This window comes from Acinetobacter sp. XS-4 (genome assembly GCF_023920705.1).
Taxonomy (GTDB): Bacteria; Pseudomonadota; Gammaproteobacteria; order Pseudomonadales; family Moraxellaceae; genus Acinetobacter.
Genome location: NZ_CP094657.1, coordinates 3,397,935 through 3,414,637 on the forward strand (window position 1 = coordinate 3,397,935; position 16,703 = coordinate 3,414,637).

4 protein-coding genes are annotated in these 16,703 nt (G+C 45.4%); all 4 read right to left on the bottom strand.

The features are described 5' to 3' along the window. Positions 1-5 precede the first annotated feature (5 nt). Complete coding sequence (locus MMY79_RS19460; RefSeq protein ID WP_354669042.1) at positions 6-10,670, bottom strand: ABSDF2314 family large adhesin; 10,665 nt, start codon at positions 10,668-10,670, stop codon at positions 6-8. Positions 10,671-11,047: 377 nt separating this feature from the next. Next, positions 11,048-12,244, bottom strand: coding sequence for an HlyD family type I secretion periplasmic adaptor subunit (locus MMY79_RS15795; RefSeq protein ID WP_252610118.1), 1,197 nt, complete (start codon positions 12,242-12,244; stop codon positions 11,048-11,050). After that, complete coding sequence (locus tag MMY79_RS15800; RefSeq protein ID WP_252610120.1) at positions 12,241-14,379, bottom strand: type I secretion system permease/ATPase; 2,139 nt, start codon at positions 14,377-14,379, stop codon at positions 12,241-12,243. The genes MMY79_RS15795 and MMY79_RS15800 overlap by 4 nt, the downstream gene beginning before the upstream one ends. Further along, positions 14,376-15,812 (bottom strand): TolC family outer membrane protein, encoded by a 1,437-nt coding sequence (locus tag MMY79_RS15805; RefSeq protein ID WP_354669043.1) that lies wholly within the window; start codon positions 15,810-15,812, stop codon positions 14,376-14,378. Before MMY79_RS15805 ends, MMY79_RS15800 begins: the two co-directional genes overlap by 4 nt. Positions 15,813-16,703 lie beyond the last annotated feature (891 nt).

Genomic DNA, 16,703 nt, shown 5'->3' on the forward strand with positions numbered 1-16,703 from the left:
ATCAATTAAAATAACAACTGATTATTATTCAATAACTCATCCAGTGTTGTATCTGTATTTTTCAATACAATGAGATCAGTTGAGTTATAGGTATTTCCAGTACCATCTCGATCAATACTAATCAAAGTATTACCCGCACCATCAGAAGTAACAGACACATAATTAGAGATATTGCTTGCATTAGCACCATTTAACAATGAACTAATATCAACTTTATCACCTTGCGCCAAATTAAAGTCAGTCCATTCATCCTTACCATTGCCACCCGTTGCATCAGCAGCATTCAGTAAGTTATAGACAACTGTATCTGCACCAGCTCCAGTGGTAATAATGTCATGGCTAGCAGTACTGATGGTCTCACTACCAATATTCACGGTCAATGTTGCAGGTGTACTTTCATCACCTGTTGCAGCAACCAGTTTATAGTTCAATGTAGCGACATCACCAGAAGTAGCAGAACTATTTGCTGTGAACGTATATGTTCCATTTGCCGAAACAACGAATGTACCATCCTCAACCGCGATTGTTTGACCATTCGCTTGTACATATGTACCAGGCGAAGTTTCTACAAATACTTTTGTACTTGCTCCACCCGTTACATCTACACCATTACCAGAATCATCTGTTAACAAGTTACCCGTAGCAGTTACCGTCGCACCATTACCAACGAATTGGTCATAATGTGTGAAAGTAGCATTTACAGTAGTGTTGACAGTAGTTGTATTCGTTCCAGCAATCAGAGGAATATTAGATTCTGTGCTACCAAACACGACACGCCATTGACTAGCAGTGTCTGATGCAGAAACCTGATAAGAGCCACTGATCAACACAGTACCGCCAGCATCACCTAAGATTGGTGATGAATGTACAACAGAAGCTGATGCTCCAGGTTGAGTTGTCCAAACACCATTCACAAGTTTTTGCACTTGATAACTGAAAGTATCACCATTAGCAGAGCTATCGAGGATACCACCTTGTGTAGTCACAGAGAAATTAAGCGATGCAGCAGTATTTGCAGCGACATTAATCACATCACTCGTATCACTACCAGCAACTGAAGTAGCAGCGCCAAATAACGGTTTCGTACTACTTGCAGCCATACTACCCGTATCAACAGTTGTATTGGTTGATGGAACTAACGTAATCGCAGCTGCTGCTGTATTATCAGTTGCCGTCAACTCTACTACACCATCTTGAGTTGGATCTTCTGGCCATGTGATATCAAGATCATTTGTATCAATGCGAACATTTAAAGTCGCTGTATCTTGATGCCCGTCACTATCCTGAATGGTGTAAGTGAAACTATCTACTTTACCTAGACTATTTGGAATGGTGAAATCACGGATGTATTCATAATTACCATTCTTATCAATAAACAACTCACCATATTCACCTTGAATACGAGTAAATGCTTCACTGTCTTGTGGTAGAGCAGTTGTCACACCATCTTCATTAGCAACACTGATAACCGTTGCTGTTTCACCAGCATGAATCACATCAGCAACGTCCGTTGGATTTTCAGGATTATTTGCTGTAATCACATTACCTTTCGCAACGACATCACCATAATCACTCAGTACCTCATTGGTAACAGAAATTGAAGCGATACCAATACCAGTTACTTGAACACCCTCACCTGGAGTTAATACAAGCGCATATTGTCCTTCAGGTAGATTACTGATAGATGCTCCACCACCCATGACGCCTAAACCAATTCCAAGCATAGATCCAGCATTGTCTATTTTGCTGTACTGTTCGTATCCACCAGTATTCTCGTTATAACGAAGAATATTAAGGTCATAAGAACCAATACCACCACCTATTAACACTCCACCAAAAGACACATCAAACGATGCAATTCCACCTTCAGGTACGGTAACTGTAATTGGTGTTTGACCTTTAAGATCAATAATTGGACCGATGAATGACAATGATGGGAAGGTTACTAATGCACCACCCGGAATATCAGGATGAGTTACTACAGGATTAACCTCACTTAATACCGTAGCAATATCGTCAATAGCATCAATGAAAACTGGAACTATAGATGTGACTGGTAATGAAGTATTACCTGCTGCATCTGTCGCTGTTGCTGTTACAACATCGCCAGTTACTAATGTGCCAGGATTAGGTACAGACCAAGTACCATCACCTTCTGTAGTAGTAGTAATGGTACTACCATCTGGGAAGGTTACAGTTACTGTTGAGCCTGGTTCTGCCGTACCTGTAATCGGATCAACATCATCCAATTCATCAATAGCAATTACTGGAGGTACAGTATCTACAACTTCCGTTGCCGGTACTGATTCGTTACCTGCTGCATCAGTCGCTGTTGCTGTTACAACATCGCCATTATTCAAGCCTGGGTTCGGTACTGTCCAGCTTCCATCTGTACCCGCAACGACTGTTGCTGTAGTGCCATCTGGATAAGTCACTGTCACTGTTGAACCTGGTTCTGCCGTACCTGTAATCGGATCCGTACCATTGATTGGATCAATCTCTGGTGCTGCCGGAGCCAATGCATCTACAACTTCCGTTGCCGGTACTGATTCATTACCTGCTGCATCTGTCGCTGTTGCTGTTACAACATCGCCATCATTCAAGCCTGGGTTCGGTACTGTCCAGCTTCCATCTGTACCCGCAACAACTGTCGCTGTGGTGCCATCTGGATAAGTCACTGTCACTGTTGAACCTGGTTCTGCCGTACCTGTAATCGGATCCGTACCATTGATTGGATCAATCTCTGGTGCTGCCGGAGCCAATGCATCTACAACTTCCGTTGCCGGTACTGATTCATTACCTGCTGCATCTGTCGCTGTTGCCGTTACAACATCGCCATCATTCAAGCCTGGGTTCGGTACTGTCCAGCTTCCATCTGTACCCGCAACAACTGTCGCTGTGGTGCCATCTGGATAAGTCACTGTCACTGTTGAACCTGGTTCTGCCGTACCTGTAATCGGATCCGTACCATTGATTGGATCAATCTCTGGTGCTGCCGGAGCCAATGCATCTACAACTTCCGTTGCCGGTACTGATTCATTACCTGCTGCATCTGTCGCTGTTGCCGTTACAACATCGCCATCATTCAAGCCTGGGTTCGGTACTGTCCAGCTTCCATCTGTACCCGCAACAACTGTCGCTGTGGTGCCATCTGGATAAGTCACTGTCACTGTTGAACCTGGTTCTGCCGTACCTGTGATCGGATCCGTACCATTGATTGGATCAATCTCTGGTGCTGCCGGAGCCAATGCATCTACAACTTCTGTTGCCGGTGCCGATTCGTTACCTGCTGCATCTGTCGCTGTTGCTGTTACAACATCGCCATCATTCAAGCCTGGGTTCGGTACTGTCCAGCTTCCATCTGTACCCGCAACAACTGTCGCTGTGGTGCCATCTGGATAAGTCACTGTCACTGTTGAACCTGGTTCTGCCGTACCTGTGATTGGATCCGTACCATTGATTGGATCAATCTCTGGTGCTGCCGGAGCCAATGCATCTACAACTTCCGTTGCCGGTACTGATTCATTACCTGCTGCATCTGTCGCTGTTGCCGTTACAACATCGCCATCATTCAAGCCTGGGTTCGGTACTGTCCAGCTTCCATCTGTACCCGCAACAACTGTCGCTGTGGTGCCATCTGGATAAGTCACTGTCACTGTTGAACCTGGTTCTGCCGTACCTGTAATCGGATCCGTACCATTGATTGGATCAATCTCTGGTGCTGCCGGAGCCAATGCATCTACAACTTCCGTTGCCGGTACTGATTCATTACCTGCTGCATCTGTCGCTGTTGCCGTTACAACATCGCCATCATTCAAGCCTGGGTTCGGTACTGTCCAGCTTCCATCTGTACCCGCAACAACTGTCGCTGTGGTGCCATCTGGATAAGTCACTGTCACTGTTGAACCTGGTTCTGCCGTACCTGTAATCGGATCCGTACCATTGATTGGATCAATCTCTGGTGCTGCCGGAGCCAATGCATCTACAACTTCTGTTGCCGGTGCCGATTCGTTATCTGCTGCATCTGTCGCTGTTGCTGTTACAACATCGCCATCATTCAAGCCTGGGTTCGGTACTGTCCAGCTTCCATCTGTACCCGCAACAACTGTCGCTGTGGTGCCATCTGGATAAGTCACTGTCACTGTTGAACCTGGTTCTGCCGTACCTGTGATTGGATCCGTACCATTGATTGGATCAATCTCTGGTGCTGCCGGAGCCAATGCATCTACAACTTCTGTTGCCGGTACTGATTCGTTACCCGCTGCATCTGTCGCTGTTGCTGTCACAACATCGCCATCATTCAAGCCTGGGTTCGGTACTGTCCAGCTTCCATCTGTACCTGCAACGACTGTCGCTGTGGTGCCATCAGGGTAAGTCACTGTCACTGTTGAACCTGGTTCTGCCGTACCTGTAATCGGATCCGTGCCATTGATTGGATCAATCTCTGGTGCATCTGGCGCAGTTGTATCTGAATCGCTGTCGCTATCAGAGTCACTGTCGGAATCAGAATCGCTGTCCGAATCTGCGTCGCTGTCAGAGTCAGAATCGCTGTCAGAGTCAGAATCGCTGTCAGAGTCTGAGTCACTGTCGCTATCAGAGTCACTGTCAGAGTCAGAATCGCTGTCAGAGTCTGAATCAGAGTCGCTGTCTGAATCAGAGTCGCTGTCCGAATCAGAGTCGCTGTCAGAGTCAGAATCGCTGTCAGAGTCTGAGTCACTGTCAGAGTCAGAATCGCTGTCAGAGTCTGAGTCGCTGTCGCTATCAGAGTCGCTGTCGGAATCAGAGTCGCTGTCAGAATCCGAGTCACTGTCAGAGTCACTGTCGCTGTCTGAATCAGAGTCGCTGTCGCTATCAGAATCGCTGTCGCTATCAGAGTCAGAGTCGCTGTCAGAGTCTGAGTCGCTGTCAGAGTCAGAGTCGCTGTCGCTGTCAGAATCGCTGTCGCTATCAGAATCGCTGTCAGAGTCAGAATCGCTGTCAGAGTCAGAGTCGCTATCAGAGTCAGAATCGCTGTCAGAGTCAGAATCGCTGTCAGAATCAGAGTCGCTGTCGCTATCAGAGTCGCTGTCAGAGTCTGAGTCGCTGTCACTATCAGAGTCAGAGTCGCTGTCGCTGTCAGAATCAGAGTCACTGTCGCTATCAGAGTCAGAATCGCTGTCAGAGTCTGAGTCACTGTCAGAGTCAGAATCGCTGTCAGAGTCAGAATCGCTGTCAGAGTCAGAATCGCTGTCCGAATCCGAGTCGCTGTCAGAGTCTGAGTCGCTGTCCGAATCAGAGTCGCTGTCAGAATCAGAGTCGCTGTCGGAATCAGAGTCGCTGTCAGAGTCAGAATCACTGTCAGAATCAGAGTCACTGTCGCTGTCTGAATCAGAGTCGCTGTCGCTATCAGAATCGCTGTCGCTGTCAGAGTCAGAATCAGAGTCGCTGTCGCTGTCGCTGTCAGAGTCTGAGTCACTGTCAGAATCAGAGTCGCTGTCGCTATCAGAGTCGCTGTCGCTGTCGGAATCAGAGTCGCTGTCGGAATCAGAGTCGCTGTCGCTGTCAGAATCAGAGTCACTGTCGCTATCAGAGTCTGAGTCGCTGTCGGAATCAGAGTCGCTGTCGGAATCAGAGTCGCTGTCAGAGTCAGAATCGCTGTCAGAGTCTGAGTCACTGTCAGAGTCAGAATCGCTGTCAGAGTCAGAATCGCTGTCAGAGTCAGAATCGCTGTCAGAGTCAGAATCGCTGTCAGAGTCAGAATCGCTGTCAGAGTCAGAGTCGCTGTCCGAATCAGAGTCGCTGTCAGAGTCAGAGTCACTGTCAGAATCCGAGTCACTGTCAGAATCCGAGTCACTGTCAGAATCCGAGTCACTGTCAGAATCCGAGTCACTGTCAGAATCCGAGTCGCTGTCAGAATCCGAGTCGCTGTCAGAATCCGAGTCGCTGTCAGAGTCCGAGTCGCTGTCGCTATCAGAGTCGCTGTCGGAATCAGAGTCGCTGTCAGAATCCGAGTCGCTGTCAGAGTCCGAGTCGCTGTCAGAGTCCGAGTCGCTGTCAGAGTCCGAGTCGCTGTCAGAATCAGAGTCACTGTCAGAATCCGAGTCTGAGTCGCTGTCAGAATCAGAGTCGCTGTCAGAGTCAGAATCGCTGTCCGAATCAGAGTCGCTGTCGGAATCCGAGTCACTGTCAGAGTCCGAGTCACTGTCAGAATCCGAGTCACTGTCAGAGTCTGAGTCGCTGTCCGAATCAGAGTCGCTGTCAGAGTCAGAATCGCTGTCAGAGTCCGAGTCACTGTCAGAGTCTGAGTCGCTGTCAGAGTCAGAATCGCTGTCAGAATCAGAGTCGCTGTCCGAATCCGAGTCGCTGTCAGAGTCAGAATCGCTGTCGCTATCCGAGTCGCTGTCAGAATCAGAGTCACTGTCAGAGTCAGAATCGCTGTCGCTATCCGAGTCGCTGTCGCTATCAGAGTCGCTGTCAGAGTCCGAGTCACTGTCCGAATCCGAGTCACTGTCCGAATCCGAGTCACTGTCAGAATCCGAGTCGCTGTCAGAGTCCGAATCGCTGTCTGAATCAGAGTCGCTGTCAGAGTCAGAATCGCTGTCAGAGTCAGAATCGCTGTCAGAGTCAGAATCGCTGTCAGAGTCAGAATCGCTGTCGCTATCAGAGTCACTGTCAGAGTCCGAGTCACTGTCAGAGTCAGAATCGCTGTCGCTATCCGAGTCGCTGTCCGAATCCGAGTCACTGTCAGAGTCGCTGTCAGAGTCAGAATCGCTGTCAGAATCCGAGTCACTGTCAGAATCCGAGTCGCTGTCAGAATCCGAGTCGCTGTCAGAATCCGAGTCGCTGTCAGAGTCCGAGTCGCTGTCGCTATCCGAGTCGCTGTCGGAATCAGAGTCGCTGTCAGAATCCGAGTCGCTGTCAGAGTCCGAGTCGCTGTCCGAATCAGAGTCGCTGTCCGAATCAGAGTCGCTGTCAGAGTCAGAATCGCTGTCCGAATCAGAGTCGCTGTCGGAATCCGAGTCACTGTCAGAGTCCGAGTCACTGTCAGAATCCGAGTCACTGTCAGAGTCAGAATCGCTGTCGCTATCCGAGTCGCTGTCAGAGTCCGAGTCGCTGTCAGAGTCAGAGTCGCTGTCCGAATCAGAGTCGCTGTCCGAATCAGAGTCGCTGTCAGAGTCCGAGTCGCTGTCAGAGTCAGAATCGCTGTCCGAATCAGAGTCACTGTCAGAGTCAGAATCGCTGTCAGAGTCAGAATCGCTATCCGAGTCACTGTCAGAGTCCGAGTCGCTGTCAGAGTCAGAATCGCTGTCCGAGTCCGAGTCACTGTCAGAATCCGAGTCACTGTCAGAATCCGAGTCACTGTCAGAATCCGAGTCGCTGTCCGAATCCGAGTCGCTGTCAGAGTCAGAGTCGCTGTCGCTATCAGAGTCGCTGTCGCTATCAGAGTCGCTGTCAGAGTCAGAATCGCTGTCGCTATCCGAGTCGCTGTCGCTATCCGAGTCGCTGTCCGAATCCGAGTCACTGTCAGAGTCGCTGTCAGAATCAGAGTCGCTGTCAGAGTCAGAATCGCTGTCGCTATCAGAGTCAGAATCAGAGTCGCTGTCAGAGTCCGAGTCGCTGTCAGAGTCCGAGTCGCTGTCCGAATCAGAGTCACTGTCAGAGTCAGAGTCACTGTCGCTATCAGAGTCAGAGTCGCTGTCAGAATCAGAGTCGCTGTCAGAATCCGAGTCACTATCAGAATCAGAGTCGCTGTCAGAGTCAGAATCGCTGTCAGAGTCAGAATCGCTGTCAGAGTCAGAATCGCTGTCAGAGTCAGAATCGCTGTCGCTATCCGAGTCGCTGTCGCTATCAGAGTCACTGTCAGAGTCCGAGTCACTGTCAGAATCCGAGTCACTGTCAGAATCCGAGTCGCTGTCTGAATCAGAGTCGCTGTCAGAGTCAGAATCGCTGTCAGAATCCGAGTCGCTGTCAGAGTCAGAATCGCTGTCAGAGTCAGAATCGCTGTCGCTATCCGAGTCGCTGTCGCTATCAGAGTCACTGTCAGAGTCAGAATCGCTGTCCGAATCGCTGTCAGAATCCGAGTCTGAGTCGCTGTCAGAGTCAGAATCGCTGTCTGAATCAGAGTCGCTGTCAGAGTCAGAATCGCTGTCCGAATCAGAGTCGCTGTCCGAATCAGAGTCGCTGTCCGAATCAGAGTCGCTGTCAGAGTCCGAGTCGCTATCAGAGTCCGAATCGCTGTCAGAGTCCGAATCGCTGTCAGAGTCCGAATCGCTGTCAGAGTCCGAATCGCTGTCAGAGTCACTGTCAGAATCCGAGTCACTATCAGAATCAGAGTCGCTGTCAGAGTCCGAGTCGCTGTCAGAGTCAGAATCCGAGTCACTGTCAGAATCCGAGTCTGAGTCGCTGTCAGAGTCAGAATCGCTGTCTGAATCCGAGTCGCTGTCCGAATCAGAGTCGCTGTCAGAGTCCGAGTCGCTATCAGAGTCCGAATCGCTGTCAGAGTCAGAATCGCTGTCAGAGTCCGAATCGCTGTCAGAGTCCGAATCGCTGTCAGAGTCCGAATCGCTGTCAGAGTCCGAATCGCTGTCAGAGTCCGAATCGCTGTCAGAATCCGAGTCTGAGTCGCTGTCAGAGTCCGAGTCGCTGTCAGAGTCAGAATCGCTGTCCGAATCAGAGTCGCTGTCGGAATCCGAGTCACTGTCAGAGTCCGAGTCGCTATCAGAGTCTGAGTCGCTGTCAGAGTCAGAATCCGAGTCACTGTCAGAGTCAGAATCCGAGTCACTGTCAGAGTCAGAATCCGAGTCACTGTCAGAGTCAGAATCCGAGTCACTGTCAGAGTCACTGTCAGAATCCGAGTCTGAGTCGCTGTCAGAGTCCGAGTCGCTGTCAGAGTCCGAATCAGAGTCGCTGTCAGAGTCCGAGTCGCTATCAGAGTCAGAATCGCTGTCAGAATCCGAGTCACTGTCAGAGTCGCTGTCGCTATCAGAGTCACTGTCAGAATCCGAGTCACTGTCAGAATCCGAGTCTGAGTCGCTGTCAGAGTCCGAGTCGCTGTCAGAGTCCGAGTCGCTGTCAGAGTCCGAGTCGCTGTCAGAGTCAGAATCGCTGTCAGAATCCGAGTCGCTGTCGGAATCCGAGTCACTGTCAGAGTCCGAGTCCGAGTCGCTATCAGAGTCTGAGTCGCTGTCAGAGTCAGAATCCGAGTCACTGTCAGAGTCAGAATCCGAGTCACTGTCAGAGTCAGAATCCGAGTCACTGTCAGAGTCAGAGTCACTGTCAGAATCCGAGTCTGAGTCGCTGTCAGAGTCCGAGTCGCTGTCAGAGTCAGAATCGCTGTCCGAATCAGAGTCGCTGTCGGAATCCGAGTCGCTGTCAGAGTCAGAATCGCTGTCAGAATCCGAGTCACTGTCAGAGTCGCTGTCGCTATCAGAGTCACTGTCAGAATCCGAGTCACTGTCAGAATCCGAGTCACTGTCAGAATCCGAGTCTGAGTCGCTGTCAGAGTCCGAGTCGCTGTCAGAGTCCGAATCGCTGTCAGAATCCGAGTCACTGTCAGAGTCGCTGTCGCTATCAGAGTCACTGTCAGAGTCCGAGTCACTGTCAGAATCCGAGTCGCTGTCTGAATCAGAGTCGCTGTCTGAATCAGAGTCGCTGTCAGAATCCGAGTCACTGTCAGAATCAGAGTCACTGTCGGAATCCGAGTCGCTGTCAGAGTCAGAATCGCTGTCAGAATCCGAGTCACTGTCAGAATCCGAGTCACTGTCAGAATCCGAGTCACTGTCAGAATCAGAGTCACTGTCAGAGTCAGAATCAGAATCAGAATCGCTGTCCGAATCAGAGTCACTGTCAGAGTCCGAATCGCTGTCAGAATCCGAGTCACTGTCAGAATCCGAGTCTGAGTCGCTGTCAGAGTCCGAGTCGCTGTCAGAGTCCGAATCGCTGTCAGAATCCGAGTCTGAGTCGCTGTCAGAGTCAGAATCCGAGTCACTGTCAGAGTCAGAATCCGAGTCACTGTCAGAATCAGAGTCACTGTCAGAATCCGAGTCTGAGTCGCTGTCAGAATCAGAGTCACTGTCAGAGTCAGAATCGCTGTCAGAATCCGAGTCACTGTCAGAATCCGAGTCTGAGTCGCTGTCAGAGTCCGAGTCGCTGTCAGAGTCAGAATCGCTGTCCGAATCAGAGTCGCTGTCAGAGTCCGAGTCGCTGTCAGAGTCTGAGTCGCTGTCAGAATCAGAGTCGTTATTTAAATTATTATTTTTATCATCACTATTATGTGCCCACCACAGAATTCCTGCTGCAGTTAACGGTACAGATAACCATGCCCATGGAGATGCAGCCCCATCATGATAAAGCAGCGGTTCTATACTATCGATATAATTATAAGTAATATGCTCTAATAATACGCCATTATTGTCAGTAAACTGTACCCACAACAACTTATGATTATCATCTTCAAAAACTAAACTACTATCGCTTGAATAGTTACTACCATTAAAGAAATCAATTATTACTATTTGTTCACCATTTTTTAAAGTAATAATTGCATTTCTACCGTCTTGTCTAATTTCAGAAACATCATCTTTATTTACTTTTATTAAAATAACTGATGCTTCGGAAAGAGAGACTGTATCCTTAGTCGTAGTTTCTAAGGTTTCATGACTCTCCTTAGAAACTACCCTTATCTCAGACATATTTATTCCCCTTCGTAGGATTATTTAATTAAACCAATCCAATTTAGAGCTCTTAAATTTCGTTAAATAAGAAGAGCCCAAATTAAGGAATAAATTAGATAAAACAAAGGTCAACCTCAACGCACAAAGTAATTGTAAACATGAATTGCATCACAAAAAATTCAGTAACAACTAGTTTATTTATTAACCAAAAGAAAAAATTAAAGATTAATTATTATTTTTCAAAGTATTAGAACCTATTTCAAACAATAATATGCTTTTAATATTTTTATGTTTTAAAACATAATCAATAAAAACCACACATTTAAAACAAGATATTATCTTTATTAATATCTATATGGCTTTAAATATTTAAAAACCATATAGATATATATTTATTATCTTTCTCTTAAAGCTTCTTTGGCTTTATTAAATGGTTTAAGTAAGTAATCGAGTACTGTTTTTTCACCCGTACGAATATCTACTGTTGCCACCATACCCGGTGTAATTCCAAATGCTTTACCGTCTTTATTATAAAGCTTGTCGGAATCGGTTCGAATATAAACACGATAATAGAATTGGTCTTGTTTAACTTCATCACGAATCGTATCCGGTGAAATCACCGTAACCTTACCCTTTAAACCACCATAGATTGAGTAGTCATAGGCAGTAATCTTAACCAGTGCTTCTTGTCCTGGACGAATAAAAGCAATGTCACGCGGTAAAATACGCGCTTCAATGAGCAGCTGCTCATCAATCGGAACAATGGTCATTAATTTACCGTTTTGTGGAATAACACCACCATGGGTGGTAACCGCAATTTCTTTTACAACACCACGTACCGGTGCTTTAAACACGGCACGATCCAAGCTGTCACTACGACCAAGTACGACTTGTTGCTGCGTTTCACTATCCGTATTGGCTTTCGATAACTCTTCACGAGCCTGCACAAAATACTGGTTCTGCACATCATTCATTTTATTTTGCAAATCATTTGCTTCACGACGTAAACGTAAAACTTCAACCTCACTGGCCGCGCCTTTAGCAACTAACGGTTCGGTCATTGCCAGTTCTTGTTGTACCAGTTGCAAAGCCTGTCTAAAACCTGCAAGTGTTTGTTCGAGATTAGCTCTGCGGGACGCATATAATGCCGTTTCTTCATGTACAAGTTTTGGTTCTTTCATCACAATTTCTGGAAAAACCAATGGTGTACCGTTTACTTCCGCACGCAAACGCGCTGCTGTCGCCTGAGCAGAAATCAGTAAAGATCTTGATTCACCCACATTAGATGCAAAACGGGTTGGATCTAATTGCGCAAGAATTTCGCCCTTTTGAACAATATCGCCTTCTTGTACATTAAGCTTGGTTAAAATACCACCTTCCAAAGACTGAATAACCTGCTCTTTAGATGATGGAATCACTTTACCCGTACCAGTAGAAACTTCCTCAAGTTTAAATACCCATGCCCAGATAAAGAAAATAACCAAACCAATCCCCACAATCCAGATCACTAAACTGGCACGTGGTAATGGTGGTTCAGTATAAGAGACATTCATTGAACGGGTGAGTTCTTGTTCTTGTTGTGGTTCGCTCATGAATTACCCCCTTGCACTTGTTTTTGTTGGGCTATTGATTGATTAAGGACTTGATCTCTTGGACCATCCATCACGATTTTGCCATCGTTAACCACAATGATACGGTCCACCAGTTCTAAAACAGCTCGGCGGTGGGTCGCAACGACCAAGGTCCGATGTGCCAGCCATCCTTTTAAATGATCAATCAGTTGTTTCTCTGCCACATCATCAATGGCTGCTGTTGGTTCATCCAGTAATAAAATGTTAGGTTGACGAATCAATAAACGGGCCAATAACAATGCTTGTTTCTGACCACCCGAGAAACCAACGCCACCCTCTAAAATCAGGTGATCTAATCCTTCTTTTTTCTCTTGGACAAAAGGTAATGCGCCCGTCACCACTAAAGCCCGAAGAATATCTTCATCCGTTGCAAGTGGCGCACCCAAAGTCAGGTTTTCACGAATCGTACCGTAGAAAATATGCGCATTCTGGTTGAGTAAACCCATATCACGACGTACATCAGATGGGTCAATTAAAGATAGATCCAGACCATCTAAATGCACAGCACCTTGAATTGGAACTTGCATGCCTGATAAAAGCTGAAGCAGTGTCGATTTACCTGCACCATTACGCCCCAAAATTGCAATTTTTTCACCAGCACGAATTTTTAAATGACGGATTGCCAAGCTAGGACGTGGTTCATCCTCACTATATTGGAATAAGACATTTTTTAATTCGTAATCGCCATTTAAAACAGCTTTATGTACCAGATGTGAACGGTCAGCCTGATCAATTGGACGTTGCATAAGCTCATCTAAACTTTGTTTTGCAACTTTCGCCTGCTGTAAACGTCCTAAAACGCCTGTAATCTGTGCAATCGGCGCCAACATTCGTGAAGATAAAATTGAACAGGCCACTAACGCACCTGTCGTCATTTCACCATCCATTACCGCAAAACATCCCACCAAAACGACAAGTGCGTAGGTCAAGCCTTGAATCTTTTGAGTCCATGCCATTAAAGTACCAACGATTTTACGTTGTCTCATAGCAATATCAGCTGAAACCTCGTTCATGTGGTTCCACTGGTTTTGGAAACGGGATTCAGCACGTAATAGCTTGATGTCTTCAATACCTTGCACTGCTTCTACAAGAATGGCATTACGAATTGAAGATTCTCTCATGCCCTCTTGTGCGAGTTGAGCTAGCTTTTTCTGCACGAGAATGCCCGGCAAAATCATCAGCGGAACAACCAGCAACATCACCCAGAACAACTTCCCGCCAATAATGGCAAAGATCGTGAGGAACAAGAAAAAGAATGGGAAATCGGCAATTGCACTAATGGTGGTTGAAGTCACCAGTTCACGAACACCTTCAAGCTCACGAATCTGGGAAATAAAACTACCTGTAGACTTTGAGCGGTCTTTATTTCTGATGCGCAAGGCATGACCAAATACACGGTCAGAAACCCGTAAGTCCGCACGTTTACCAATAATATCGGATAAATAAACTCTGGCTACACGTAAGGTAAATTCGAAGAGCGCTGCAATGAGTACACCGCCTGCAAGAACCCACAAGGTTGGAACAGACTGTGATGGAACAACGCGGTCATAGACCTGCATTGAGAAAACAATAGTCGCCAGTGCCAAGACATTGGCAATGAGTGAGGCAAACATAATATCAATGTAGCGCTTCCAGTCTCTGAGTACAATTGACCAGAACCAGCTTGCTTCATACGGTTTGATATATTCGTCAATACGCGCATCGGGAATAGAACTCTCAGGACGCAAGATATAAATATTTTTTAGCGTATCTTTTAAAGCACCTAAAGACACGTTCTGTGAAAGTCCCTGATCCCCACTAAACTGGATACTGACATTTCCTTGAGTATCAGCTTTATCAACAACACCGACCTGTCCGTCGTTAAACTCGACCATAACAGGCAGGCGCCACGGGTTCAGCACATCTAAGGAAAATGGTACTTTACGTGAATTTAGTCCAACCTGACGCGTAATGAGCTGTAAAATATCATCAAGGTTTTGATTCTGATTCCAGTCAAGTTGTAAACGGATTCTTTCTTCTGAAGGCTCAATTCGGTAATGTTTAGCAATCGTTAAGACCGCCTGTAACCAGGGCTGGTAGTTTATTTTTGTCATCATGGTTGTACTTCGAACCCCTGAATTGAAATATTATTTAAGCCATAGGCTTGGCGGGAACGTCCTGTTGCCGAAATATACTGAACAATACTGTTGTAGATGTCATAACGTGCCGACTCAAGTTCTGAATTAGCACTATGAATGGCCTGTTCCGCATTCAATAAATCGACCAGTGAACGTGTCCCGAGCTTGTACTGCTCTTGATAAAGTTCACGTGTACGAACCGTGGTGGCTTGACGATTGGTCAACACCTGCATTTGACGTTGTTTATTTTCAATTTGCTCACGGCTCGTTCTAATTTGATCCAGAACATCCAGATAAACTGAATTGACCTGAGATTTAGCAGCTTCTTCGGCATAACTTGCCATTTTTACCTGAGAAGAAACGGCCCCACCTTGATAAAACTGACTGCTTGCTTCAAGCATGACTGAACTATATAGACCGTCGTCTTTATCATTGTTTGGGTTTCTGCCATTAATGGCCTGACTCAAGGAACCTTTAACCGACAAGGTCGGATAACGTGTTAAACGCGTCTGTTCCTTTTGGGCTTTAGCGACTTCAACACTGGCTTGAGCCGCGATCATTTTTGGGATGGTATTAAACTCAGGTTCGCTGTAGAGACCCGACTGTTTCACCAGATCATCAGGGATAACCCATATCTTATTAAAAACATCTACACCTACCAGAGTTCTTAGATGTTGCTGGTACTGACGCAATAAAGATTGTTGAGCAATTAGCGTCGACTGTGCAGATTCTAAATATGTTTGTGCCTGAACTGGATCAGCTTGGCTGCTAATACCGGCATTTGCACGTAAATTGGCAATTTCCTGAATGCGCTGGATACCCGCAATTTGCTGTTCGGCAATTTTATTTAATTGAAGATAGCGCTGAATATTGACAATCGACTGCGCAACATCAAGTGAAATATCATCAATACTGACCAGCACATTGGCCTGCTCAACTAGTACTTTGGCGCGCTGAACTGATACACCTGATTTAACTTTACCAAAATCATAAACCATTTGAGTCGCAGATAATGTGAGTAACTGTCTCCCTCGCTCACCACTACTTAAATCACCTGTAGTGATACCACCTGAAAGCTGGGGATAATAACCAGCTTTGGCATAATCAATACCTGCGTTTTGGCTTGCTAAAGTTGAAATGGCTTGAGAAATATTGGGGTTTCGTTGAACTGCATATTGAATTGCATCAATTAAACTGACTTGATTGTTCCACATAGCAGTGGAAGTAGGTAAATAGTTCCCATCATTTCCTAGCCGCTGAAATTGGTTTTGATCAAATCCTAAATTGCTTAATTTTTGAAAATCGACAGATCGGTAGCTTTCGTCCGATGTGGGTTTAAAGAGTTGAGAAACTTTTTTTGTTAAGCTTTTTCCCGAGTTAACAGACGTGGTCTCTGCCTTTGTGATTGATATTGAAACACTAGAAGCAATACAAAAATATAAAAATAATTTAGTACCCGATCTGATTATAAGTTGGAAATCATTGTGGGAAAAAGGAAATTTACTCATTAGAAGATCTAATCTCTTGAAATATTGTAAAACAATCAAAAACTCATTTAAAATTATTAAATCCCATATTTTAAATAAATAATTTTCAGAATAATTTTCTTTGCAAAAAAATAAAGTGAAAAATGATTAATTTTCAACAACAATAACTAACTGCTTAATTTTATTAAAATTTAAATTATTAAAATAGATTTAAAACATATAAATTTAAAACCTATGAAATTATAAAATCAACAACTAGAATAAATAATTTCCATAAAAAAAACCTACCCCTTGGGGAAGTGGTAGGCTATAAACTCTAAAAAATAATATTATTAAAGATATATTATTTATTTAAAATCATCAATAATGATTAATTTAAATAAAATTAAAACATATGATTAAAAATCATATAGAATTAATAAGAAGTATTCTCTATCTATTTTAGAAACACAATATATAACTTTCAAAAAGAGGTGCCAATAGCAACCCTTTTCCATATCTATATATTCATAAAATGATGATCTTTAAGTCAAATCTCAATAACCCAATCCGGCCTTTTCAACTCGCTGCCATAAAGAGAAGAGCTTCTTTGGAACTCACGTAACTGACTACCAAACTGGTGGTGCATTAAGCTGGTAAGTTTAAGCATCTACTAAATAAAAAACCGCTATCTATAGCGGTTTCTTATTGGCTATCGCCTGCTGTATCTCACGCACATCACGTGCAAGTATGTATCAATCTTCAGCAATCTTACTAAATTGACTATCCCTATACTTATCCCTTATGACTTTCTCATTTAAATTAATTTTAAATGAG

What these genes read in the sequence shown, in the direction of transcription:
- MMY79_RS19460 (WP_354669042.1), bottom strand. Translation starts at nt 10,670, where the DNA reads ATGTCTGAGATAAGGGTAGTTTCTAAGGAGAGTCATGAAACCTTAGAA.
- MMY79_RS15795 (WP_252610118.1), bottom strand. Translation starts at nt 12,244, where the DNA reads ATGAGCGAACCACAACAAGAACAAGAACTCACCCGTTCAATGAATGTC.
- MMY79_RS15800 (WP_252610120.1), bottom strand. Translation starts at nt 14,379, where the DNA reads ATGATGACAAAAATAAACTACCAGCCCTGGTTACAGGCGGTCTTAACG.